The sequence below is a fragment of the Bacillus kalamii genome (assembly GCF_047238185.1).
Lineage (GTDB): Bacteria > Bacillota > Bacilli > Bacillales > DSM-1321 > Bacillus_AD.
In genome coordinates, this window is the sequence record NZ_JBDFMI010000001.1 from 866,299 (window position 1) to 888,311 (window position 22,013).

Genomic DNA, 22,013 nt, shown 5'->3' on the forward strand with positions numbered 1-22,013 from the left:
ATAGGTAAGCTACTATCCAAAATATAGTATATATTTTCCAACATGTCAATAGTGAAAAACATTTTTTAGGAGATTCGTATGGAAAAGACGATTAAAAACAGAATTCTCCAAAGCAAAGACAGAATGATCAGTTATGAGGAATTTATTCAGCTGGCATTATATGATGAATTGGAAGGTTATTATAATGCCTATCAAGATAAAATTGGCAGGAAGGCGGATTTTTATACAAACAGCAACATCGGTTCAGTATTTGGGGAAATCATCGGACAGTGGTTTTGCTTGGTGCTGAAGAAGATGAAGTTAGCACCTGTCATACTGGAATTGGGGGGAGGCACCGGTAAAGCAGCCAATGATATACTGAATGCTATTTCGCAATTAAATCAGGACTTGTATCAATCCCTCTCTTATATCCTTATAGAATCCAGCCCCCATCATAGAAAGATCCAGAAAGAAACGCTAAAAAGCCATACGAATGCAATCATCACGGATGATTGGTCTATTATCCGGAAATGGCAAGGGCTTATGTGGTCCAATGAATTCTTTGATGCACTGCCGGTCCACGTGATCGAGAAACATCATGGTCAATTCTATGAAATAATGATAGGTGAAAAAGAGGGAAAATTCAGAGAAGTGAACCGCTCCCTGGATCAATTATCTTTAAAGCAATACATTAAACAATACGGGATTCAGATGTGTGAAGGGCAGCGTATCGAAATACCGATTAAGATGGAAGAAACCGCCGCCCAGATTTATAAACAATGCCATAAGGGCGTGTTATTGACCATTGATTATGGCTATCGACAAATAGAGTGGTCGGAGCCGCACCTCTTCCAAGGAAGCTTGAGAGGATACCGTTTGCACAGGATGTACAATGACATTCTGCAGCAGCCGGGAAAACTTGATATAACCGCCCATATCCATTGGGATACCCTTCTTCAATTGGGACGCACTTATGGGATGTTAGAGTTGCCTCTCATGGCACAGCGCCAATTCCTGTTGAATTGCGGAATTCTTAACCTTCTTCAACAACAGCACAGCCTTTCCGACCCTTTTTCTTCCGGACATAAAAGGAACCGAGCTATCACATCATTGATCGATCCATCAGGTGTCAGTTCGTTTTTCCAGGTGTTGATTCAAAGCAAAGGGATAAATCCTTCCCGATTGCCATTCTGAGAAAAAAGAACCTTACCCCGCTCTTCGGAGCGTTGAAAGGTTCTTTTTCTATAGAGCAATGTTATTAGCCAATGATGTTCTGCAAAGCTGCCGGGTCTTACTGTCCGCTTGCCCCTGGTACCATCATGAATGTAGTCCAGTAGGTAAAACCTGCAAAGAATACAGTTAAATAGGCACCGAATACATAAATGTACATACGTTCAGACAGCTTCAGATAACTTAGTAAAATAAAAAATCCTGTTTGACCGAAAAACAATAATGAAGCCGTATACATGTCGCCTAAATAAAACATAACGGCAAATATACCAGTCCAGAATCCAAGTACTCTGTACATGCGTTCCATCATGTATCCCTCCTTTGTCCCCATCATGTCCATACGAGACAATTATAGTTTAAAAGGAGAGGAACTGTAAAGATTTGTTTTTGTTTCTAGTTTGTGACAGTTGCGTTATAGCTGCATGTACCGCAGCCTGTGATCATATTTTCCAATTCCACAAGCTCCACTGAATCGAATACGGAAGAGAACATGCCTTGAAGAAAAGCCTTGTGCATGCCGCAAACGGAATCCATTTGCTGGGCTGCCAGCTCTTTGAATGGGCAGTTGAAAATTTGGAAATGGATTTTTCCTTCTTCTTCATTAGCATGGAATTCAGGATAGAAGCCAGCGAAAGTAGCTGCATCCCTAATGATTTGAACTTTATCCTGGAAGGATAGGTCATTCATTGTCATTTGATTTCTCTTAAGCTCTTCGTCTACCAGCTCTCTTCCGAATCCTTTCCCGGTTTGATAAAGTGCTTCCTTCCCTACTTCGCCAAGTTTCATCATCGTTTCAATTGCGATTTTTGAAAGCAATTGATAGTCGCGGTATGGGAAATGCAATTGGATCACTTCGTCGGATAAGCGGTATAGACGGCTTGGCCGGCCACCTTTTCCGGTCTTTTTCGTTTCAGAGGTCAACATGTTAATGTCTTCCAGTTTTGATAGGTGTAAACGGGCAACGTTAGGATGGATATTGAATTTATCGGCAATTTCCTGTACAGTCACTTCGTTGTGATTTTTCGTAATATGCTGGTAAATATAATATCTTGTTGGATCGCTTAGTACATTTGTAATCTTTAATGTTTGTTCCACCAAAATCACCTCGGAATCATAATTACTACCATTGTAATACAGTTATTGTTGGTTTGGAATGTTATCTAAATGACAATAAAGGCGATATCTGAAAAGTTCACAAATATGAAAGAAAATCGTCTCTATTTTGATATGGAATTTTCGCAGACTAATGAAGAAAATATGCTTGAATGAAGAAAAGTGAGATTTCTGTGTTGTCGACAGAAATTATTAGATTTTGGAGAATAAAGAAGGAGAATGTAATTGCCTGTCGAATTATACATGATAATAAGGAGGTGAAAAACAAAGATGTATACAATTGAACATATTGCAGAGAAAATTCTCGGAAGGGCTGTCGATTTTGGAGCTTCGGATATCCATATAGTTCCGAAGTCCGGAAAAACATTAATCCAGTTCCGTGTCGATAATAAGCTAGTGCCCTTCAAAATGATGGAGCGACAGCAAGCGGAACGGTTGATTTCCCATTTTAAGTTTTTGTCCGGAATGGACATTGGAGAGAAACGAAGGCCACAAAACGGTTCCATGAATTTTATGATCAGCAAGCAAATGGTCGGGCTCCGTTTATCATCGCTTCCCTCGGCCGAAACAGAGACGCTTGTCCTACGCTTAATCCCTCAAAAAAGCATCCTTCCTATCGAGCAGCTTTCCCTTTTTCCTTCAACCGCGAGTAAAATTCTAGCTCTAATGAAACACTCCCACGGCCTTTTCATCTTTACTGGTCCAACTGGTTCCGGTAAAACAACCACGTTATATTCTTTACTCCATTATGCAAAAAATTTCATCCACCGCAATATTATCACGCTCGAAGACCCCATCGAAAATGTTTCCGAAGATGTATTGCAAGTCCAAATCAATGAAAAAGCGGGAATCTCCTATTCAGTAGGATTAAAGGCAGTGCTAAGGCATGACCCCGATATCATCATGGTTGGCGAAATCCGCGATGCTGAAACGGCCAAGATAGCGGTCCGCGCTTCCTTGACGGGACACTTGATCTTGAGCACAATGCATACACGCGATGCGGCAGGAGCTATTCAGAGGCTGCTAGAATTTGGTGTTAATCTCAGCGAAATAAAGCAAACGCTGATTGCTGTATCTGCACAGAGGCTGCTGGAACTGAAATGCCCCATATGTGAAGGCGAATGTTCGCCTTATTGCCATTATTCCAAGAGAAGTAAAAGGGCAAGCGTGTATGAATTGCTTCATGGAAAGGCGTTATCACGGCTGCTCGATGAAAGAATGAAAGGAGAAGAAGATGAGCTTACCTACAGGCACCTGGAAGACGAAATTAACAAAGCCATTGCATTGGGCTTTGTCCGGGAGGAAGAATACAGCCGATGGGTCTATAAATAAACGGGTTAAATGGAAAAGAAGAGAGCAATCCGCTTTTATTTTGAAATTAGGCGAGCTGCTGTATGCAGGGTACCATCTTTCAGATGCCCTCGTCTTTTTGCAATCCCAGGAATCGAAGCCGAGAAAACAGGCGATCACTGAAGGATTGAACATGCTGAAGGGTGGGCAAACCCTATATGAGGTGTTGGCATACCTTGGATTTCATGCCCAATTATTGCAATTTGTTTATTATGCCGAATATTATGGGGATGTCCCGAAGGCATTAATGGATGGAGGAGCCTTTTGGGAGAAAAGGGGGAAAGATCGGGAGCAATTTTTCAAAATAATGATTTACCCATTTATGCTGATTCTCATGACAGTGGTGATTGGCATTATGCTGCAGGGAATGCTATTGCCCAAATTTGAAGAGCTGTATTCAAGCATGAATCTTGAACCAACATTTTTTATGAAAAATATTCTATTCCTCTCCGCTGTGTCCACCTATATCCCTTATGTATGCCTAATGCTTGCGGCTGCATGTATTTTGCTTCGGCAAACATGGTACAAAACATTAACTGCTGAAAAAAAGAAACAATTTTTGCTTCGCTTCCCCGTTTTGGGCAGTTATCTCCGTATGTATGACACTTACTTCATTTCCTATCAATTAAGCGCCCTTCTAACAGGTGGACTTTCCATAAATGATAGCATCCAATTATTTTCCCAGCATAACCAGCAGGCTTTTTTTCAGGCAGTCTGCAAAAGAATACACCGCGATTTATCGTCAGGCGACAGCCTTCCTGTTGTATTTGGCAGGCTCCCCTATTTTGAACAGCATCTATCCGAAGTGATGGAGAATGGGCAGAAAAACGGAAAATTAGATATGGAATTATATCAATATAGCAAAATGGTCATTGCCCGTCTTGAAATGAAAATTGGGGCGCTAATTAAGCTGATACAGCCTACGCTGTTTATTTCCGTCGGGTTAGTGGTGGTTTCGATTTATTTGTCTGTTTTGCTTCCTATGTTTTCCATGATGGATTATATGTAGGCTTTTAACTGGAAGGAGGTTCTTTCATTGAAACAAAAAGGGTTTACCCTAATTGAAATGCTGATTGTTTTGTTGGTTATTTCTGTTTTACTGGCAATTACAGTCCCAAATATCGTAAAGCACCAGAAATCGATCCGCAATAAAGGCTGTGATGCATTCGTGAAAATGGTCCAAGCACAGGCTGAAGCCTATCAGATCGACCATGAAGCATTGCCTGTCAGCCTTGCGGATATGCAAGCAAAAGGATATATCGAAAAAACGACATGCCCGAATGGTTCACAAGTATCCATCGATGCGGAAGGCAAGGTTACCGCCAATGAAAGTAAATAGCCAGACCGGATATACACTTGTGGAAATGCTCGTGGTTCTCAGTATCTTCCTTATGCTTGTGAGTGTCACCCTTTCTTATATACCGAAGTACAAGGAAAAAAAGGAGATGCACTTCTTTTTGCGCCAATTCTCAAGCGATTATTTTCATGCCCAAGCCTATGCAATCAGTCATGGTGTAACCGTCTATTTTACGATTGATCCAGCAAAGCGCCTCTATTTTGCCCAATTGGATACCGAAGAGCGTCTTTACACTAAACCTATTCCTAAGTCAGTCGAGCATAGGGAAACTACGCTTGGCAAAAGAATTTATTTCAATTCAGTGGGCAACGTGTCGAAATCAGGTGTATGGCTGTTTGCCGGGAAATATAGCAAATATTCATTTACAGTCATGCTTGGGAGAGGAAGGCATTATTACGTTGAATACTAAAGGATTTATTTTGCTGGATACGCTCGGGGCATTAAGTGTCACCCTTTTAGTATGTCTATTTCTTCTGTCGAGTGCTATAACACTTCAACGCGAGAGACAGAATGGGGAACTTCAATTGAAGGCAAATCACTATCTATATGAAAAATTGGAAGCAAATGTAGATGCAAATGGCCAACCGGACGTAAGGAAAAGAGATGCCCGCCTTACATTTGCCATCCAGGCATCCAAAGGAAATCCTTTATATAAGGAAGGATGTGTGCGATATAAAGACAATAAAGGAAGGAAACAGGAAATATGCGATCTTTTCGCCAAAGAACCAAGCGGGTTTCACGTTGATTGAAATGTTAGCCAGCTTAGTTGTGTTTATGATCGTTGCCTCTTTGCTTTTACAGGCGCTAATGACTGTTAAACCGGCATTTCATACGTATAAGGGTGTCAATCAAATGGAATGGGAGCTTTTTCAATTGAATGTCAAAAGAGAAATCAGAAAAGCAACTGGCTATTCTATCAAAAACAATAAATTATATTTGCAAAATAAGAATGAAATCATTTCAATTGAGCCGTATGGCAGTGTCATAAGGAGAAGAGTAGATGGAACAGGGCATGAGCTTTTTCTTTATAATATCAATCAATTTGAAGTGGCAAAAGAAGGGCGGAGGATATCAATTATTATTACTGATTTGATGAATAAAGAGTTTCGGGCATCCTTCATGTTCCTTAATGGACAGCAAGATGGAAAGAAGTAAGCAGCGGGGGTCTGTCTATTTGCCTGTCTTGTTTGTATTGGGCATTCTTTTGTTTTTGGTTGTGGCTGAAAGCAATAAGATGCTGGCAGAGAAACGGTTTGCAATGGAAGTCATTGAAAAAAACCAATCGGACCATCTTTTGTGGCTGGCTCTGAATGATACACAGAGAATGCTGGAATATCCTGAGAATCGGCAATCAGGCTATTTATATTATAGTAAGGGAACTGTTCGGTATGTTCAGGCAAGTATAGATGAAGAAACCATACAGGTATCTCTTTATGCCGAAAACCAGTCAGGCGGACGTGCCGAAGGAGCTTATCTATATAGCAGTATCCAAGGCAAAATGGTACAATGGTTAGAAAAATGAAAGCAGTGAAAAAAGTGAGGACCATCTATTTAACCGGCTTTATGGGGTCAGGAAAAACAACAATCGGTCATATGGCTGCCAAAGCATTCAACCTTATTCCATATGATGTCGATGCGTTGATTGTGGAAAAGGAAGGAATTGAAATCAATCAACTATTCGCTGAAAAAGGGGAAGCTTATTTTCGGGAACAGGAAAAACAATTGCTCCGTTCTTTGCCCATTCAAAATGCCATCGTCATGACGGGGGGAGGCATTATTCTTGATAACGAAAATAGAGCATGGATGAAGGAAAACGGCCAACTCATTTACTTATATTGTGAAATCGAAGAAGTATACAGAAGATTAAAAAATGATACGACCAGGCCTTTGGCAAACGGAAGAACTGAAGAAGAACTCCGCAGCCTATTTGAAGACCGCCGAGAGTTATATGAAGATGCCAGCATTCAAATAGATGTTACAGAAGCAAAACCGGAAGAAGTAATTGAGTTATTGAGGGAACGTATAGATCCATCCTGATTTGTGTATACTTCTAATGGTGATTTATATGAAAAAAAACGATTTTATAACCTTTTTGACTCAAACAATTGTGAAATACTTCAGTCAACCGAAAGACGTGCGCCATGAACATCGTCAACATAAACGAAAACAAAAAAAGCATTATTCAACCCAATTGTTCGGATTAGTGCCTTTTGCTTTGATGATGTTCTTCAAAGGGAAAAGATAAGAGAAGAAGCCTTTTACAGCAAAGAGGCTTCTTTTTTTATTTCCGCTATTCATGTATGGAATATTTTACAAGTAAATCAAAAAGAAAGAATATATTGACAATGACAAAAAATGTAATAATAATGTAAGAATATCTTGAATATGATGAAAGCAAGGACATGCTTTTGGAAAATATAGAGTTAATTAAGCTGAACGGTTCTATTTTTCTACAGAGTTGCCACTGTTTTTATTGAAAATACTGGATATATAGATAGCTAAAATGAATAAATTGTTATATTTAAAAAATTAAGAATATAAAAATATTTATTGACAGAAAAAGTAATACGAGTGTAAAATATGTTAAGAATTAGTATATATTGTAATATTTTGTTAAAGAGAGAAGAGGTATTTTGTGCATTCCTCTTCATTTACAGAAAAAATTATCAGAATATATACTTTTTTAAAAAAATTATACATTTTAAGGCAGCGGTTGTTTGTTATAAATATCCGGTGTTTATTCAGGAAAATGTAGATAAGGAGGGAAACATAGTAGTGAATGCAGAAAAACAATTGCTGGACATCAATCATTTACATACTAGTTTTCGAATTAAGGACACGTATTATGATGCAGTCGATGATGTGTCTGTCTCTCTTTATAAGAATGAGATCCTTGCCATTGTAGGGGAATCAGGCTGTGGGAAGAGTACGCTGGCAACTTCAATCGTCGGATTGCACAATCCGCTCCATACTAAGGTCAGTGGTGAAATCAAGTTCAAGGATATGAACTTGATTAATTTGAAGGAAGATAAATACAACCGTGTGCGCGGAAATGATATCGGCATGATTTTCCAGGATCCTTTATCTGCATTGAATCCTCTTATGAGAATTGAGGATCAAATTAAAGAAGCATTGATTTACCATACTAAACTATCAAAATCTGAACAACAGCAAAGAGTAATTGAATTGTTGAACCAAGTTGGAATCCCCAACCCGCAACGGGTGGCAAGGCAGTTCCCCCATGAACTGTCAGGTGGAATGCGCCAGCGGGTTATGATAGCGATTGCCCTCTCTTGTAAACCTTCCATTATTATTGCTGACGAACCGACGACAGCATTGGATGTGACGATTCAGGCCCAAATCCTGGATTTGCTGAAATCTTTGCAGGAAGAAACGGAAGCAGGCATTATCCTGATTACACATGATTTAGGCGTAGTAGCTGAAATGGCCGATCGTGTAGCTGTCATGTATGGAGGAGAAATCGTCGAACAGGCACCGGTCAACGAGCTGTTCGGCAATCCGAAGCATCCATACACAAGGTCATTATTTAATTCTATTCCACAGATGAATAGTGAAGAAGATGAGTTGAATGTCATCCAGGGAGTTGTGCCTTCCTTGGCGAAAATGCCAAGAACAGGTTGCCGTTTTTCAGCCCGTATCCCTTGGATCAATGATAAGTGCCATGAAGAACACCCACAATTGCATGAAATCGCACCAGGTCATTTCGTCAGATGCACCTGCTGGCAGCACTTTCATTTTGAAGGTGAAGAGGAGGCGCAAAAATGAGTTTTATCGAAATCAAAGATTTAAAAGTGCATTATCCGATCCGTGGAGGTTTTTTCAATACAGTTGTTGACCATGTATATGCGGTTGACGGTGTGAATATGGTCATCGAACAAGGAAAGACATACGGGCTTGTTGGCGAATCCGGTTCAGGAAAATCGACGACGGGAAAAGCGATCATCGGCCTTGAAAGAATTACGTCAGGGCAAATCATCTATGAAGGCAAAAATATCGCAGGCAAAAGCAGAAGCCGACGCTCTTCCTTTAATAAAGATGTACAGATGATCTTTCAGGATTCCATGAGCAGCTTGAATCCACGCAAGCGTGTGCGTGATTTGATCGCTGAACCAATCCGGAATTTCCAGCGGATGAGCGATCAGGAAGAGCGCAAGCGAGTGTTGGAATTGCTTGATATAGTGGGAATGCCAGAAGATGCGTTGTATAAATATCCGCATGAGTTTTCTGGCGGGCAAAGGCAGCGTATCGGGGTAGCAAGGGCAGTTGCTTGTAATCCTAAATTAATCATAGCTGATGAGCCAGTGTCTGCACTTGATTTGTCTGTACAGGCTCAGGTTTTGAATTTCATGAAAAGGATTCAGGAGCAATTCGGCTTAAGTTATTTATTTATCTCCCATGACTTAGGCGTCGTGAGGCATATGTGCGATTATATTTCTATTATGTATAAAGGTAGATTTGTTGAGACTGGAACACGTGAAGAAATATATCAAAATCCGCAACATATTTATACGAGAAGATTGATTTCAGCCATTCCAAATGTGAATCCTTTATTACGTGATCAGAACATGAAGTTAAGAAAGCATGAAGAAGCGTTTTATCGTGAAAATGAATCTTTGTATTATGACAGAAACGGTAAAGTTTTTGATTTAAAGCCGCTCTCAAATACACATTTTGTTGCTATTAATAATGTTAACGAGGGGGTTATCTAATATGTGGAAGACAATAGTTAGACGTGTAATGGTCATGATACCTCAAATTATTTTGTTAAGTCTACTGATTTTTGTTCTAGCAAAATTTATGCCGGGAGATCCATTTACGGGATTGATTACCCCTGAAACAGACCCAGCTGTCATCGAACAATTGAAAAAAGCTTCCGGATTCTATGATCCTTGGTATATTCAATACTATCATTGGCTTTCCAATGCTATCCATGGAGATTTTGGACTTAGTTATTCTTTTAAGGTTAGCGTTGCATCATTGATAGGGGACCGCGCGCTGAACACCTTATGGCTTTCGTTGCTTAGTGGAGTGCTCATGTATGCTATTGCTATACCGCTTGGCATGTTGGCGGGACGTTATCAAAACTCGTTTTTAGATAAATTTGTTGTTCTATACAGCTATGTCACTTATGCAATCCCTACCTTTGTCCTTGGGCTAATTCTCCTGTTTATTTTTGGTTACTCATTTGGCTGGTTCCCGACCAGTGGAACAGTTGATGTGAATGTTGACCCGGGCACATTTCCATATGTATGGAGTAAAATATACCATCTATTATTGCCTGCATTTACATTTGCCATCCTTGGTACAACGAGTGTCGTTCAATATTTAAGGAATGAAGTAATCGATTCGAAAGGGATGGATTATGTCAAGACTGCAAGAAGTAAAGGGCTTCCTATGAAAAAAGTCTATTCTAAACATATATTCAGAAATTCTATTTTACCGATTGCCTCTTTCTTTGGTTTTACAATTACCGGATTATTAACCGGTTCTATCTTTGTGGAAACAATATTCGGCTTTCCAGGCATGGGGCAATTATTCGTAAGCTCAATAACTAGCCGGGATTATAGTGTAATAACAGCATTAGTAATGTTATATGGAATACTAACGTTGTTAGGAAGCCTGTTATCGGACATTATAATGAGTATCGTTGATCCGCGTATCAGAGTCGAATAAACAGAAGATAGGATAGAGGTGAATATTATGGAAACAAATCAAACTGAATTGATTGCTGAAACAGTGCCTACTGCGTCGGAAAGTACGGCTCCGACCGGCTTTCGTGTCATAATGAGAGAATTTATAAAAGACAAGCTGGCAATGGGCTCGCTCATTGGGCTGGTAATTATAATCCTTGGTGTTTTTATCGGGGCTCTATTTATCGATAAAGAAGAAATCATGAGAGTTAGTTTACTGGGCACCTATGCCGCTCCAGGAGATGGATATATACTTGGCGCAGATCAAGGTGGACGATCCATTATGGGGCAATTAATAATTGGGGCTAGAAATTCAATAGCCATAGGTTTTTCCATTACAATTCTAACAGCCATAATTGGTATACTCTTTGGCTTAGTAACGGGCTATTTTGGTGGTTTGATTGATAATATCCTAATGAGAATAAATGATTTTATTATGGTATTGCCTACATTGATGATTATTATCGTCTTTGTAACCATTATACCTAAATATAATATTTTCAGTTTTGTTTTGATTATGTCTGCATTCTATTGGGTGGGCACTGCGAGGTTAATAAGAAGTAAAGCATTGACCGAAAGTCGCAGGGACTATGTCAGTGCTTCAAAGACGATGGGAACAAGTAACTTTGTCATACTATTTAAACAGATTATGCCGAATATAAGCTCATTGATTATTGTAGAGCTTACCTTGAACTTTGCTGGAAATATCGGGATTGAGACTGGATTATCTTTTCTTGGATTTGGACTTCCATCTGATGTACCAAGCTTAGGAACGTTGATTAGTTATTCTACGAATCCAGAAGTTATTTCCGGAAAGTGGTGGATTTGGTTACCTGCATCAATACTTATTCTTGTCTTGATGCTTGGAATAAATTATGTTGGACAGGCGCTTCGCCGTGCAGCAGACTCTAAACAAAGATTAGGATAAAAGGAGGAAATGGGATGAAGAAAACAAAATGGTCATTATTTTCGCTTCTGCTAATTGTTATGCTTGTACTAGCGGCTTGCAATGGGAATGGAGGCGAGAAAACCACTGCTAAACCTGGTAACAAAGAAAAAGTGGATGCATCGGCTTTCAAGACGAAAGTGGACAATAAAGATAAGGCAATTAAAGGGGGAACTGTTACGGTAGGACTCGCTGCTGATTCACCTTTTAAAGGAATCTGGAGCTATGAACTATACGAGGATAACAATGACGCTGAAATTATGGCTTATGCAACGAATACATTGTTTGATACCGACAAAGATTTTAAATTTACAGATACAGGTATAGCGTCTATGAAGGTTGAACCTGAAAAAAATAAGGCCACCATCAAAATCCGCGAAGGCGTTAAATGGTCGGATGGGCAGCCGTTGACAATTGACGATGTAATCTATCCTTATGAAATAATAGCGGATAAAGACTATACTGGTGTTCGTTATGACCAGGACTTGAAGAATATTGTAGGTGCTGAAGAGTATCATGATGGCAAGGCTAGTACTATCTCAGGGTTGAAAAAAATCGACGATAATACACTAGAAATCTCTTTCAAAAAGGTATCTCCTGCTATCTACACAGGTGGGGATGGGATTTGGGGTTATGCAGCCCCTAAACATGATTTGAAAGATGTTCCTGTTAAAGACTTATTGAAATCAGAAAAAATCCGTAAAACGCCTGTCACTTTAGGGCCATTTAAGTATGATAAAATTGTTCCTGGTGAATCTGTCCAATTTGTAGCGAATGAAAACTATTGGAAAGGTAAGCCAAAACTAGATAAAATCGTTGTGAAAATTGTTCCGACATCTTCAGTTGTTGCAGCATTGAAATCAGGAGATGTTGATTTTATTAATCAAGTGCCGAATAATGTGTATGGATCTTTGAAAGATTTAAAGAACATAGACATCCTCGCCCGGACAGATTTGTATTATAGTTACCTAGGCTTTAATCTTGGAAAATGGGATGCAGCCAAAGGAAAAAATGTAATGGATCAAAATGCAAAAATGAATAATATCAATTTGCGCAAAGCTCTAGGCTACGCTATGAATATTGAAGAAGTAACAAAACAGTATTATAATGGATTGCGCTTCCGTGCAAATGCTATTATGCCACCAGTTTTTGGTAGTTATTACCAAAAAGATATGAAAGGATTTACGTATAATCCAGAAAAGGCGAAAAAATTGCTAGATGAAGCTGGCTATAAAGATACAAATAATGATGGCTTCAGAGAAGATCCTAATGGAAAACCGTTAGAAATCAAATTGGCGGCACGCGACAATAGTGAGGTTGCTGAAGCTACCACTCAATTCTACATTCAAAACTTTAAAGATGTAGGATTAAAGGTTACATTATCTACAGGTCGCTTGATTGAATCAAACAGCTTCTACGACAAAGTACAGGCGAATGATAAAGATATCGATATGTATATGGCAGCTTGGGGAACAGGTACGAACCCTTCACCTGCCGGAACATATTCAGAAGATGCTCAATTTAATATGATGCGCTATGTGGATCCAGAAATGACTAAATTATTGTCAGCTATTGATTCTCCAGAAGCTATGGATGCGAAATACCGTTCTGATGCGTTTAAGAATTGGGAAGAATATATGTTTGATAAAGCGCCAGTTATCCCAATGGATTTCCAATATCAATTATCAGCAGCTAACAAGCGTATGAAAAATTTAAATATTGCATATGACAATATGGATGGATCAGAATCATGGGAAGTTACTAAAGATAAACCAGTTAAATAATGTGAATGTAAAGACCCGGCAGCCATACACTGTCGGGTCCTTTTATGTATATTATATTTATCTGCTAGCATCCTAAACCGCCCCCTCACTCAAATAAAACATCCCTCCATTAATGACCGAAATATCGATATGCGGCTCGTATTGCTGTCTCAGCGCTTCCTTTTCAAGCTCGTAGCTGTCATCAAGTTCTTCACGGTCCTCGTAAAAATGATCCAGTAACCGCTGGTCCGCTTCCCATTTATGGATCGCCCTTTCCGCCCATTCATGGTCCTCCTCCGCTAGTTGCATTCTTACATAGCGGTCGATTCTCCCCATCCCGCTTTTCGGCATGATGATAGGAGACAGGGTAAATGAAAAGTCGGGGATTTTTGGTGTCAGTCTGATAGAATCCAATTTATCATGAAAATCATTGACCATTTTTCCGGTCAATAAATGAAGACCGATCGAAAACAATACATCTTTTTTCCGGTCGGACACGAAGGACGCCTTTATATTGCAGACCAGCCATGGATGAAGAGGTGTTTGCTGCTGTACATGTTGGTGTACATGCTCATAAAGGCGGATATATTTGGCCAGGCTGTTCGTCGATTGGAAAATTTGATGAAGCCGGGGAGATCCGAAATGAATGATTTCCCCTTTTACCTCTTCTGGTGCATTGGCAGGGTCGGTAATGAGTGTCAATGCTGCCGGGTTTGGTATGCCTCCTGTCTTTTCGAGATAGTGCCAATAAAAAGGCCTGTTCATGAGCATTTTGTCCAATTCGATGGTCAATTGAACGGTTATATAGGTAGGGTGGTTGTTCAATAGAGTGGCTCCATTTATATTGAAGTAATGGAGCAAAAATTGATGGATTTCATTTTGCTGCACGGTGCTCACGCTCCTTTAATTCCTGGGCCAAAGCGATCATACTGCTTAAGTTCTCCATTTTGATTTTCATTTCTCCTTCACTTCGTGATCCGCTGACTACATCCTCCAAATAATCTTCAATATTGCTGATATCTAGCTTGGTCAGAATATCATCCAGTTGGCCGACCACTTTTTCGAACAATTGGATTTTTTCGTAGAGTAGTGTCAGAATATGGTCTTCCACTGTCCCTTCAGTTGCAAAATTATAAATCAGTACATCCTTTTCCTGCCCTAGCCTGTGTACTCGCCCGATTCGTTGCTCAAGCCGCATCGGATTCCATGGAAGGTCAAAATTGATAATAATGTTACAGAATTGCAGGTTGATTCCTTCACCGCCGGCTTCGGTTGCGATGAGCACCTGGGCATGGTTTTGGAACAGTTCCTTCATCCAATCCTTTTTTCCGCGTTTGAAGCCCCCTCTGAATGGGACAGACGTAATGCCGTGCTGCTTTAAGTACCATTGCAGATAAAGCTGTGTGGCGCGATATTCTGTGAAAATGATGACTTTATCATTGTTTGACTGGATAATTTCCAATGCTTTCTGCGCTTTTGAATTAGAGCTGATGGCATTGATTTTATCGGTGATGATCTGGGCTCTTTGCTGCATTTCTGTACTTGGCTGCTCTTGCCGTTTCATCATATTCTGCAGTGTGAAGAATACAGCTTCCCTGGAACTGCATGCCTCTCTTTGCATCGTTAATGTAGAAAATCCGCTGTTGGCTTGTTCGTTGATGCGGAAGTGTGAAACTGCTTCATATAAAGCCCTCTCTGCTGGAGTCATTTGAATCAGGACTGTTTCAACAATTCTCTTCGTCCACTCAATGCCTGTCTCATGGCGCCTGTTTCTAAGCATAACGGCATTGACCAATTCCTTCAGGTGGGTATCATCGTAAATTTCCCGGCCTTTTCCTTTATATTGTTTAGAAAATAGCGATGAATTGCCAAGATGCCCCGGCTTCAATAAGGATACTAAGTGAAAGATTTCATCCACTTTGTTTTGGATGGGAGTCGCAGTAAGGAGCAAGCAGAATTTTTTCTTCAGATTCTGGACGAATTCATAGTTTTTGGTTTTATTATTTTTAAGCTTATGTGCTTCATCGACAATCACCATATCATACTGCTGGCTGTAAATGATGTCTCTATGCGGCATTCGTTTGGCTGTGTCGATGCTCGAGACGACGACGTCACAGGAATCCCATACATAGCTTTTCCGCTGGACGGTTGCCGGAATAAAGAATTTACTGTTCAGCTCATATGCCCATTGCGAAACGAGTGAGGCAGGGACAAGAATGAGCACTTTTTTTACGAGGCCTCTAATCATATATTCTTTTAAAATCAATCCTGCTTCTATCGTCTTTCCCAGCCCGACCTCATCAGCAAGTATGGCTTTTCCATTCATGTTTTCAACGACCTGTTTAGCCACTTCAAGCTGATGCGGGAGCGGCTTTAGTTGATGGAGGTGGCTGGGAGCCTGCAAACCTTCAAATTCTGGTATTTGAAGGCTTTTTTCGACTTGCAAAGCCAAACAATAAAATTCCCAGCTGGTCCAGGGGCCGTCCTCCTCTAGACGTTGGGTAAATTGATTCTCCCAAGTCTCATCATAATTCACTTTTATATTCATAAAATGTCTCTCCTCTTAGGGAATATAAGAAAATAACCTCTAAAAACGAACGTTATTTAGGTATTTTTGATTAAATGTAAGTTTTTTAAAAAATGCGACAAGAAAGAATTGCATCCAAATTATAGTTAATGGTAGGATGAAGTTAAGTATAAAAAGCACCGATTTTTTTACATCGGGAATACTATGTTTCTTCTTAATTATTTGTGGGGAAAACAAGCATTATGTATTCTGCTTGCTTTTAGTATGGCCATTCTTAAGTATTATATAAGCGATTGAAGGCAAGGGGAGAGACTGTATAAAACAGCGCCGAAGGAGCAAACGTAGCTATGTGAATCTCTCAGGCAAAAGAACTCTTGCTGGACGCACCTCTGGAGAGCGTTCTATTTGAACCACCAACGGGGACAGCCTTGAATATGAAGGTAAACTCTCAGGTACAAAGGACAGAGATGACCCAATGCGAACGGGCATCTTTGTCCTTTTTTGCCTGCTTATGGGTTTGAATAGCGGTTATGTCGACAAAAATCATTCAGGGGGTAAAACATGACTCGATTAAAGAAAACGCCTTTATTTGATGAGTACAGCCAGTTTGGCGCTAAGACAATTGACTTTGGCGGTTGGGATCTGCCGGTCCAATTTTCCGGCATTAAGGAAGAGCATATGGCCGTCCGCACCAAAGCTGGTTTGTTTGATGTTTCGCATATGGGGGAGATCACAGTTGAGGGGAAGGACAGCCTCTCCTATCTCCAAAGCATGGCAACCAATGATGTGTCCAAATTGAAAGACGGAAAGGCTCAATACTCCGCGCTTTGCTATGAAAATGGCGGAACTGTGGATGATATTATCATCTATAAAAGAAGCGAGGACCGCTATTTGCTGGTCGTAAATGCCGCTAATATTCAAAAAGACTTTGAGTGGCTGAAAAAACATAAAGGCGATGCAGATGTTACTTTGGAAAATAAATCGGATCAAATTGCTCAATTGGCATTGCAAGGTCCATTGGCTGAACAAGCTTTGAGTCAGTTGACTGAAAATATAGATTTAAAACAATTGCCATTCTTCGGTTTTGTCGAGAATGTTTCTGTTGCCGGAGTGAATGCCCTGGTTTCCAGAACCGGATATACAGGGGAAGATGGATTTGAGATATATTGCAAAAGTGAGGAAGCATCAAAAGTATGGAGGGCTATTCTCGAATTGGAAGATGTATCCCCTATTGGGCTGGGAGCAAGGGATACACTTCGCTTTGAAGCGGGTCTTGCCCTATATGGACAAGAGCTGTCTGCAACCATCTCTCCAATAGAAGCAGGCATCGGGTTCGCGGTAAAAACGAATGTGGAAGAAGATTTTATCGGCAAGGCTGTACTGAAAGAACAAAAAGCAAACGGGGCTCCAAGAAAGCTGGTGGGTCTGGAAATGGTTGGACGAGGTATTCCGAGACACGGCTATAAAGTCTATTCAGGCGAAAAAGAAATCGGAGAAGTGACGACAGGCACACAGTCGCCGAGCTTGAATAAAGCAGTCGGTTATGCATTGATCGATGCGGCATACGCCGAGCTGGGTTCAACCGTCGATGTTGAAATCCGCTCGAAGCGTGTGGAAGCGCAAGTGGTAGGCACGCCATTTTATAAAAGACCGAAGAACTAATAGGGGGATCATGCTATGATTAAACATCGTTATTTGCCGATGACTGAAAACGACCAAAAGGAAATGCTGGATGCAATAGGTGTTTCCCATATCGATGAGTTATTTGAAGATATTCCGGAAAGTGTCCGTTTTAAAGGAGAGCTGCAGATAAAAGCCGCTAAGTCTGAATCTGCACTGACAAAGGAATTAAGCGCTCTGGCTGCAAGAAACAAAGATGCAAAAAGCTATACATCCTTTTTAGGTGCAGGAGTCTACGACCACTACGCGCCTATCATTGTGGACCATGTTCTATCGCGTTCTGAGTTTTACACAGCATATACCCCTTACCAGCCGGAAATATCACAGGGAGAATTGCAGGCAATCTTTGAATTCCAGACAATGATCTGCGAGCTTACCGGAATGGATGTTGCCAATTCATCCATGTATGATGGCGGAACAGCCTTAGCTGAAGCGGCCATGCTAAGCTGCGGCAGCACCCGACGCAAGAAGGTGCTTGTATCCCGTGCTGTCCATCCGCAATTCCGTGCTGTTCTGGATACATATGCTAAGGGGCAATATATTGAAGTTATCGATATTCCTTACAGTGATGGACTAACGGATCTAAGCGCCCTGGAACAGCAAATGGATGGCGATGTGGCAGGCGTGATTGTCCAATATCCGAATTTCTTTGGACGAATTGAAGAGTTGGATAAGATGGAAGGCATCATTCATGGACATAAAGGGCACTTCATAGTTTGCAGCAATCCGTTGGCGCTTGGGGCATTAACGCCTCCGGGAGAATTCGGGGCCGATATCGTCATTGGGGATGCCCAGCCATTTGGCATTCCTGCTGCATTCGGCGGCCCCCATTGCGGTTATTTTGCCGTTAACAATAAATTGATGCGCAAAGTGCCCGGAAGGCTTGTCGGCCAAACGGTAGATGAAGATGGGCAGCGCGGATTTGTGTTGACACTGCAGGCACGTGAGCAGCATATACGCCGTGATAAAGCGACATCCAACATCTGTTCCAATCAAGCATTGAATGCTCTTGCAGCATCTGTGGCTATGACAGCTCTTGGCAAGGTCGGAGTCCAGGAAATGTCTTTGCAAAATATCCGAAAAGCGCATTATGCCAAGAAGAGACTGCAGGAGAATGGGGTCGAAATCGTTTTTGATGGACCATCCTTCAATGAGTTTGTGGTGAAATTGCCTTATTCCTATAATGAGTGCAGCGCCCGCCTTTTGGATAAAGGGATGATCGCCGGCTACCACTTAGGCCAGGATTACCCTGAATTGAAGGATCATATGCTTGTGGCAGTGACAGAGCTGCGTACGAAAGAAGAAATTGATTTGTTGGTGAAAGAATTGGGGGATCGCCATGAATAAGAAAAATCAGCCATTGATATTTGAACAGAGCACAAGCGGACGGATCGGTTATAGTTTGCCTGAGTTGGAGATTGAGGCAGTTGGCATGGAAGAGCTTATCCCGGATGCGTATATCCGAAAACAGCCTGCGGATTTGCCGGAAGTATCCGAGCTGGATATTATGCGCCATTACACGGCTTTATCCAAACGTAATCACGGTGTGGATTCAGGCTTTTATCCGCTTGGGTCCTGTACGATGAAATACAACCCGAAAATCAATGAAAATGTTGCCCGGTACAATGGATTTGCCCATATCCATCCTTTACAGGACCCTTCCACTGTCCAAGGAGCACTAGAGTTGATGTACGATCTGCAAGAATCGCTGAAGGAAATTACCGGAATGGATGAAGTGACACTTCAGCCTGCTGCCGGTGCGCATGGAGAGTGGACGGGGCTAATGATGATCAGAGCCTTTCACGAACAAAATGGGGATACTGCGCGTACGAAAGTAATTGTCCCTGATTCGGCCCATGGAACGAATCCTGCTTCAGCTACTGTTGCAGGATTGGAAACGATCACAGTGAAATCCAATGAGAATGGTTTGGTCGATCTTGAGGATTTAAAGAGAGTGGTCGGTACTGACACGGCAGCCTTAATGCTGACCAACCCCAATACACTCGGCCTTTTTGAAGAGCAAATTCTTGAAATGGCGGAAATTGTCCATGAAGCTGGCGGCAAATTATATTATGATGGAGCCAATTTGAACGCGGTGCTTTCCAAAGCGCGCCCAGGGGATATGGGCTTTGACGTTGTCCATTTGAATCTCCATAAAACGTTCACTGGCCCGCACGGAGGCGGCGGACCGGGATCTGGTCCAGTAGGAGTCAAAAAAGACTTAATCCCATTCCTTCCTGCGCCGCTTGTTGTGAAAAAGGAAGAGGTATATGGACTTGATGTTGACCGCCCTCAATCCATCGGGCGTGTAAAGCCTTTCTTCGGAAATTTCGGCATCAACGTCCGCTCCTATACGTATATCCGTTCAATGGGGCCAGATGGCTTGAAGGCTGTTACAGAAAACGCAGTTCTAAATGCCAATTATATGATGAGAAAGCTGGCTCCGTATTATGATCTGCCTTATGATCGCCATTGTAAGCATGAATTCGTGCTAAGTGGACGGAGACAGAAAAAGCTGGGTGTCCGTACACTCGATATTGCTAAACGTCTGCTTGATTTTGGCTATCATCCGCCTACCACTTATTTTCCGCTTAACGTGGAAGAGTGCATGATGATAGAGCCGACTGAAACAGAAAGCAAGGAGACTTTGGATGGCTTTATTGAGACAATGATCCAGATTGCGAAGGAAGTCGAAGAAACGCCTGAATTGGTGCAGGAAGCTCCGCATACAACGGTCATTAAGCGTCTGGATGAAACACTTGCAGCCCGAAAACCGGTGCTGCGTTACATGAAAGAATCGTAATGGACGTATAAAGAAAGAGGCAGTTCCTATTGGAACGCCTCTTTTGTTTGGATGAAGATGATTATTTACGTTTGATTTTACCTGACCAGTGCTTAAATCCTTTTTGAAGATGGTACAGGTCGCGATAGCCTTTTTTGTACAGCATTTGCGCTGCGCGTCCGCTGCGGAGTCCGCTTTGGCAATACAGATAAACTGGCTTGTCCGGGCGTATCTCTTTCAGGCGAGTTTTCATCTGGGACATCGGGATATTTCGTGCACCTAAAATATGGCCCGCATCAAATTCATTTGGTTCGCGTACATCAATTAATTGCGCTTTACGGTAACCCTCGATAAATTGTTCCTGAGTCAATGTTTTAACGACTCGGCGCTGCATAAACCAGTTATATGCCGAGTATGCTAGGATCGCAACAATGACAACGATTAAAAAATACAACAATGTGAAAACTCCTCTCAAACTAAAACAGTACAGATAGTTTTATTATAATAGTGTCTCATTATAATATCAAAGGAATTTACAGAGATTGAGAAGGAAAAGCGTTTCTTTTTCCAGCAAGACCCTTTTTTGTTATTCTAATTAAGATTAATCTCAAAATAAATAGGTTGATTTTCTTAACAGGAATGTTCCATTATGGAATAGGCACAGTGTTATCGTAGAAAAACGTGTGCCAGTGTATATGGAGAGAAAATGCAGAAGGTAGGATATTGAACTGATGACAAAAGAAAAGTGGTTATTTATCGACTCTGGCAATTGTTCGCCGGGCTACAATATGGCAATGGATGAAATGCTATTGCAATGGCATAGCGAAGGGAAAATACCTCCAGTCATTCGTTTTTACGGCTGGAATCCTGCAACTTTATCCATCGGATATTTCCAAAAAGCTGAAAAGGAAATCGATTTGCAGAAAGTGAAAGACCAAGGCCTCGGTTTTGTCCGCAGAGCTACCGGAGGCAGGGCTGTTTTACATGAGCATGAACTTACATATAGTGTCATTGTGACAGAGGAACACCCTAAAATGCCGAAAAATGTGACCGATGCTTATCGGGTCATTTCGGAAGGCATCCTTAAAGGGTTTTTGAATCTTGATTTTGATGCCTATTTTGCAGTGCCGAAGACAGAAGAAGAGCATCAGCGTTTAAAAGATCCCCGTTCATCGATTTGTTTTGATGCGCCAAGCTGGTATGAGCTGGTGGTAGAAGGCCGCAAAGTGGCTGGAAGCGCACAAACAAGGCAAAAAGGGGTGATTCTGCAGCACGGTTCTATTTTGCTTGATCTTGAAATAGACAAACTTTTTGATTTATTCTTATTCAAAAATGACCGGATCAAAGAACGGATGATGAAAAGCTTCAGCAGTAAAGCCGTGGCTATCAATGATTTATCCGAACGCAAGGTCACATTAGAGGAAGCGAAACAGGCGTTTAGAGAGGGATTTGCAGAAGGGCTGGATGTCGACCTTGAAGCGTTGGTGCTCACTGATGAACAGGAGCAGGCCATTCAGGCATTAAGCAAGGAAAAATATGAAAGCGAAGCATGGAATTTCATGAGATAAACTAGTT

24 protein-coding genes and 2 riboswitches are annotated in these 22,013 nt (G+C 41.3%); of the genes, 19 read left to right on the plus strand and 5 right to left on the minus strand.

Translation table 11 applies throughout. From position 1 onward, the window contains the following. The first annotated feature begins 78 nt into the window (after positions 1-78). The gene (locus ABC357_RS04350; RefSeq protein WP_412886325.1) at positions 79-1,173 is read left to right on the plus strand and encodes a class I SAM-dependent methyltransferase; all 1,095 of its coding nucleotides are present in this window, start codon (positions 79-81) and stop codon (positions 1,171-1,173) included. 97 nt (positions 1,174-1,270) lie between these two features. On the opposite strand, the gene ABC357_RS04355 is transcribed toward ABC357_RS04350, so the two are convergent. Both ABC357_RS04355 and ABC357_RS04360 read right to left on the minus strand, forming a co-directional pair. Beyond that, entirely contained in the window at positions 1,271-1,516 is a 246-nt protein-coding gene (locus ABC357_RS04355; protein ID WP_412888570.1) for a DUF2626 domain-containing protein, read from the minus strand. An 86-nt stretch (positions 1,517-1,602) separates the two neighbouring features. Further along, a complete protein-coding gene (locus tag ABC357_RS04360) occupies positions 1,603-2,304 on the minus strand; it encodes a helix-turn-helix transcriptional regulator (protein ID WP_412886326.1) in 702 nt (233 codons plus the stop codon). A gap of 288 nt (positions 2,305-2,592) precedes the next feature. On the opposite strand from ABC357_RS04360, the gene comGA reads away from it, so the two are divergent. The 14 genes from comGA to opp4A all read left to right on the plus strand — a co-directional run bounded on the left by comGA (position 2,593) and on the right by opp4A (position 13,470). Further along, positions 2,593-3,654, plus strand: coding sequence for a competence type IV pilus ATPase ComGA (gene comGA, locus ABC357_RS04365; protein WP_412886327.1), 1,062 nt, complete (start codon positions 2,593-2,595; stop codon positions 3,652-3,654). Continuing rightward, complete coding sequence (comGB, locus tag ABC357_RS04370) at positions 3,557-4,681, plus strand: competence type IV pilus assembly protein ComGB (protein WP_412886328.1); 1,125 nt, start codon at positions 3,557-3,559, stop codon at positions 4,679-4,681. The genes comGA and comGB overlap by 98 nt, the downstream gene beginning before the upstream one ends. 27 nt (positions 4,682-4,708) lie before the next feature. Continuing rightward, the gene (gene comGC, locus ABC357_RS04375) at positions 4,709-5,011 is read left to right on the plus strand and encodes a competence type IV pilus major pilin ComGC (protein WP_412886329.1); all 303 of its coding nucleotides are present in this window, start codon (positions 4,709-4,711) and stop codon (positions 5,009-5,011) included. Beyond that, positions 4,998-5,438: a competence type IV pilus minor pilin ComGD gene (comGD, locus tag ABC357_RS04380; RefSeq protein WP_412886330.1), complete on the plus strand. Its 441-nt coding sequence runs from the start codon at positions 4,998-5,000 to the stop codon at positions 5,436-5,438. The genes comGC and comGD overlap by 14 nt, the downstream gene beginning before the upstream one ends. Beyond that, positions 5,428-5,778 (plus strand): hypothetical protein, encoded by a 351-nt coding sequence (locus ABC357_RS04385; RefSeq protein WP_412886331.1) that lies wholly within the window; start codon positions 5,428-5,430, stop codon positions 5,776-5,778. The genes comGD and ABC357_RS04385 overlap by 11 nt, the downstream gene beginning before the upstream one ends. A gap of 1 nt (position 5,779) precedes the next feature. Further along, the gene (gene comGF / locus ABC357_RS04390) at positions 5,780-6,184 is read left to right on the plus strand and encodes a competence type IV pilus minor pilin ComGF (RefSeq protein WP_412888571.1); all 405 of its coding nucleotides are present in this window, start codon (positions 5,780-5,782) and stop codon (positions 6,182-6,184) included. Beyond that, complete coding sequence (gene comGG, locus ABC357_RS04395; protein ID WP_412886332.1) at positions 6,171-6,551, plus strand: competence type IV pilus minor pilin ComGG; 381 nt, start codon at positions 6,171-6,173, stop codon at positions 6,549-6,551. Before comGF ends, comGG begins: the two co-directional genes overlap by 14 nt. After that, positions 6,536-7,066, plus strand: a complete 531-nt coding sequence (locus ABC357_RS04400) for a shikimate kinase (protein WP_412886333.1) — start codon at positions 6,536-6,538, stop codon at positions 7,064-7,066. The genes comGG and ABC357_RS04400 overlap by 16 nt, the downstream gene beginning before the upstream one ends. Positions 7,067-7,094: 28 nt before the next feature. After that, on the plus strand, positions 7,095-7,274 hold the full coding sequence (locus ABC357_RS04405; protein WP_412886334.1) for a YqzE family protein: 180 nt from the start codon (positions 7,095-7,097) through the stop codon (positions 7,272-7,274). A 530-nt stretch (positions 7,275-7,804) separates the two neighbouring features. Further along, complete coding sequence (locus ABC357_RS04410) at positions 7,805-8,815, plus strand: ABC transporter ATP-binding protein (protein WP_412886335.1); 1,011 nt, start codon at positions 7,805-7,807, stop codon at positions 8,813-8,815. Next, a complete protein-coding gene (locus tag ABC357_RS04415; protein WP_412886336.1) occupies positions 8,812-9,759 on the plus strand; it encodes an ATP-binding cassette domain-containing protein in 948 nt (315 codons plus the stop codon). Before ABC357_RS04410 ends, ABC357_RS04415 begins: the two co-directional genes overlap by 4 nt. Before the next feature lies 1 nt (position 9,760). Then, positions 9,761-10,723, plus strand: coding sequence for an oligopeptide ABC transporter permease (gene opp4B, locus ABC357_RS04420; protein ID WP_412886337.1), 963 nt, complete (start codon positions 9,761-9,763; stop codon positions 10,721-10,723). 27 nt (positions 10,724-10,750) lie between these two features. Beyond that, entirely contained in the window at positions 10,751-11,668 is a 918-nt protein-coding gene (locus ABC357_RS04425; protein ID WP_412886338.1) for an ABC transporter permease, read from the plus strand. Positions 11,669-11,682: 14 nt separating this feature from the next. Beyond that, positions 11,683-13,470 (plus strand): oligopeptide ABC transporter substrate-binding protein, encoded by a 1,788-nt coding sequence (gene opp4A / locus ABC357_RS04430; RefSeq protein WP_412886339.1) that lies wholly within the window; start codon positions 11,683-11,685, stop codon positions 13,468-13,470. A 72-nt stretch (positions 13,471-13,542) separates the two neighbouring features. Here the strand turns inward: opp4A and ABC357_RS04435 are convergent, their stop codons facing one another. Together ABC357_RS04435 and ABC357_RS04440 are read right to left on the minus strand one after the other, a co-directional pair. Next, positions 13,543-14,337 (minus strand): YqhG family protein, encoded by a 795-nt coding sequence (locus tag ABC357_RS04435; RefSeq protein ID WP_412886340.1) that lies wholly within the window; start codon positions 14,335-14,337, stop codon positions 13,543-13,545. Continuing rightward, positions 14,324-15,997 carry a DEAD/DEAH box helicase gene (locus tag ABC357_RS04440; RefSeq protein WP_412886341.1) on the minus strand — a complete coding sequence of 558 codons (1,674 nt, stop codon included), beginning with the start codon at positions 15,995-15,997 and terminating at the stop codon, positions 14,324-14,326. The genes ABC357_RS04435 and ABC357_RS04440 overlap by 14 nt, the downstream gene beginning before the upstream one ends. Before the next feature lie 272 nt (positions 15,998-16,269). After that, positions 16,270-16,360: riboswitch (glycine riboswitch) on the plus strand. Further along, positions 16,361-16,446: riboswitch (glycine riboswitch) on the plus strand. It begins immediately after the preceding riboswitch. A 91-nt stretch (positions 16,447-16,537) separates the two neighbouring features. Here ABC357_RS04440 and gcvT point away from each other — a divergent pair. From gcvT to gcvPB, 3 genes are read left to right on the plus strand one after another with little or no spacing between them, the layout of a single operon-like run. Next, positions 16,538-17,638, plus strand: coding sequence for a glycine cleavage system aminomethyltransferase GcvT (gene gcvT, locus ABC357_RS04445; RefSeq protein ID WP_412886342.1), 1,101 nt, complete (start codon positions 16,538-16,540; stop codon positions 17,636-17,638). 18 nt (positions 17,639-17,656) lie between these two features. Further along, entirely contained in the window at positions 17,657-19,003 is a 1,347-nt protein-coding gene (gene gcvPA, locus ABC357_RS04450; RefSeq protein WP_412888572.1) for an aminomethyl-transferring glycine dehydrogenase subunit GcvPA, read from the plus strand. Further along, the gene (gcvPB, locus tag ABC357_RS04455) at positions 18,996-20,459 is read left to right on the plus strand and encodes an aminomethyl-transferring glycine dehydrogenase subunit GcvPB (RefSeq protein ID WP_412886343.1); all 1,464 of its coding nucleotides are present in this window, start codon (positions 18,996-18,998) and stop codon (positions 20,457-20,459) included. Before gcvPA ends, gcvPB begins: the two co-directional genes overlap by 8 nt. A gap of 61 nt (positions 20,460-20,520) precedes the next feature. On the opposite strand, the gene ABC357_RS04460 is transcribed toward gcvPB, so the two are convergent. Further along, positions 20,521-20,832, minus strand: coding sequence for a rhodanese-like domain-containing protein (locus ABC357_RS04460; RefSeq protein WP_412888573.1), 312 nt, complete (start codon positions 20,830-20,832; stop codon positions 20,521-20,523). Between the two features lie 337 nt (positions 20,833-21,169). Here ABC357_RS04460 and ABC357_RS04465 point away from each other — a divergent pair, with 337 nt between their 5' ends. Beyond that, entirely contained in the window at positions 21,170-22,006 is an 837-nt protein-coding gene (locus ABC357_RS04465) for a lipoate--protein ligase family protein (RefSeq protein WP_412886344.1), read from the plus strand. Positions 22,007-22,013 lie beyond the last annotated feature (7 nt).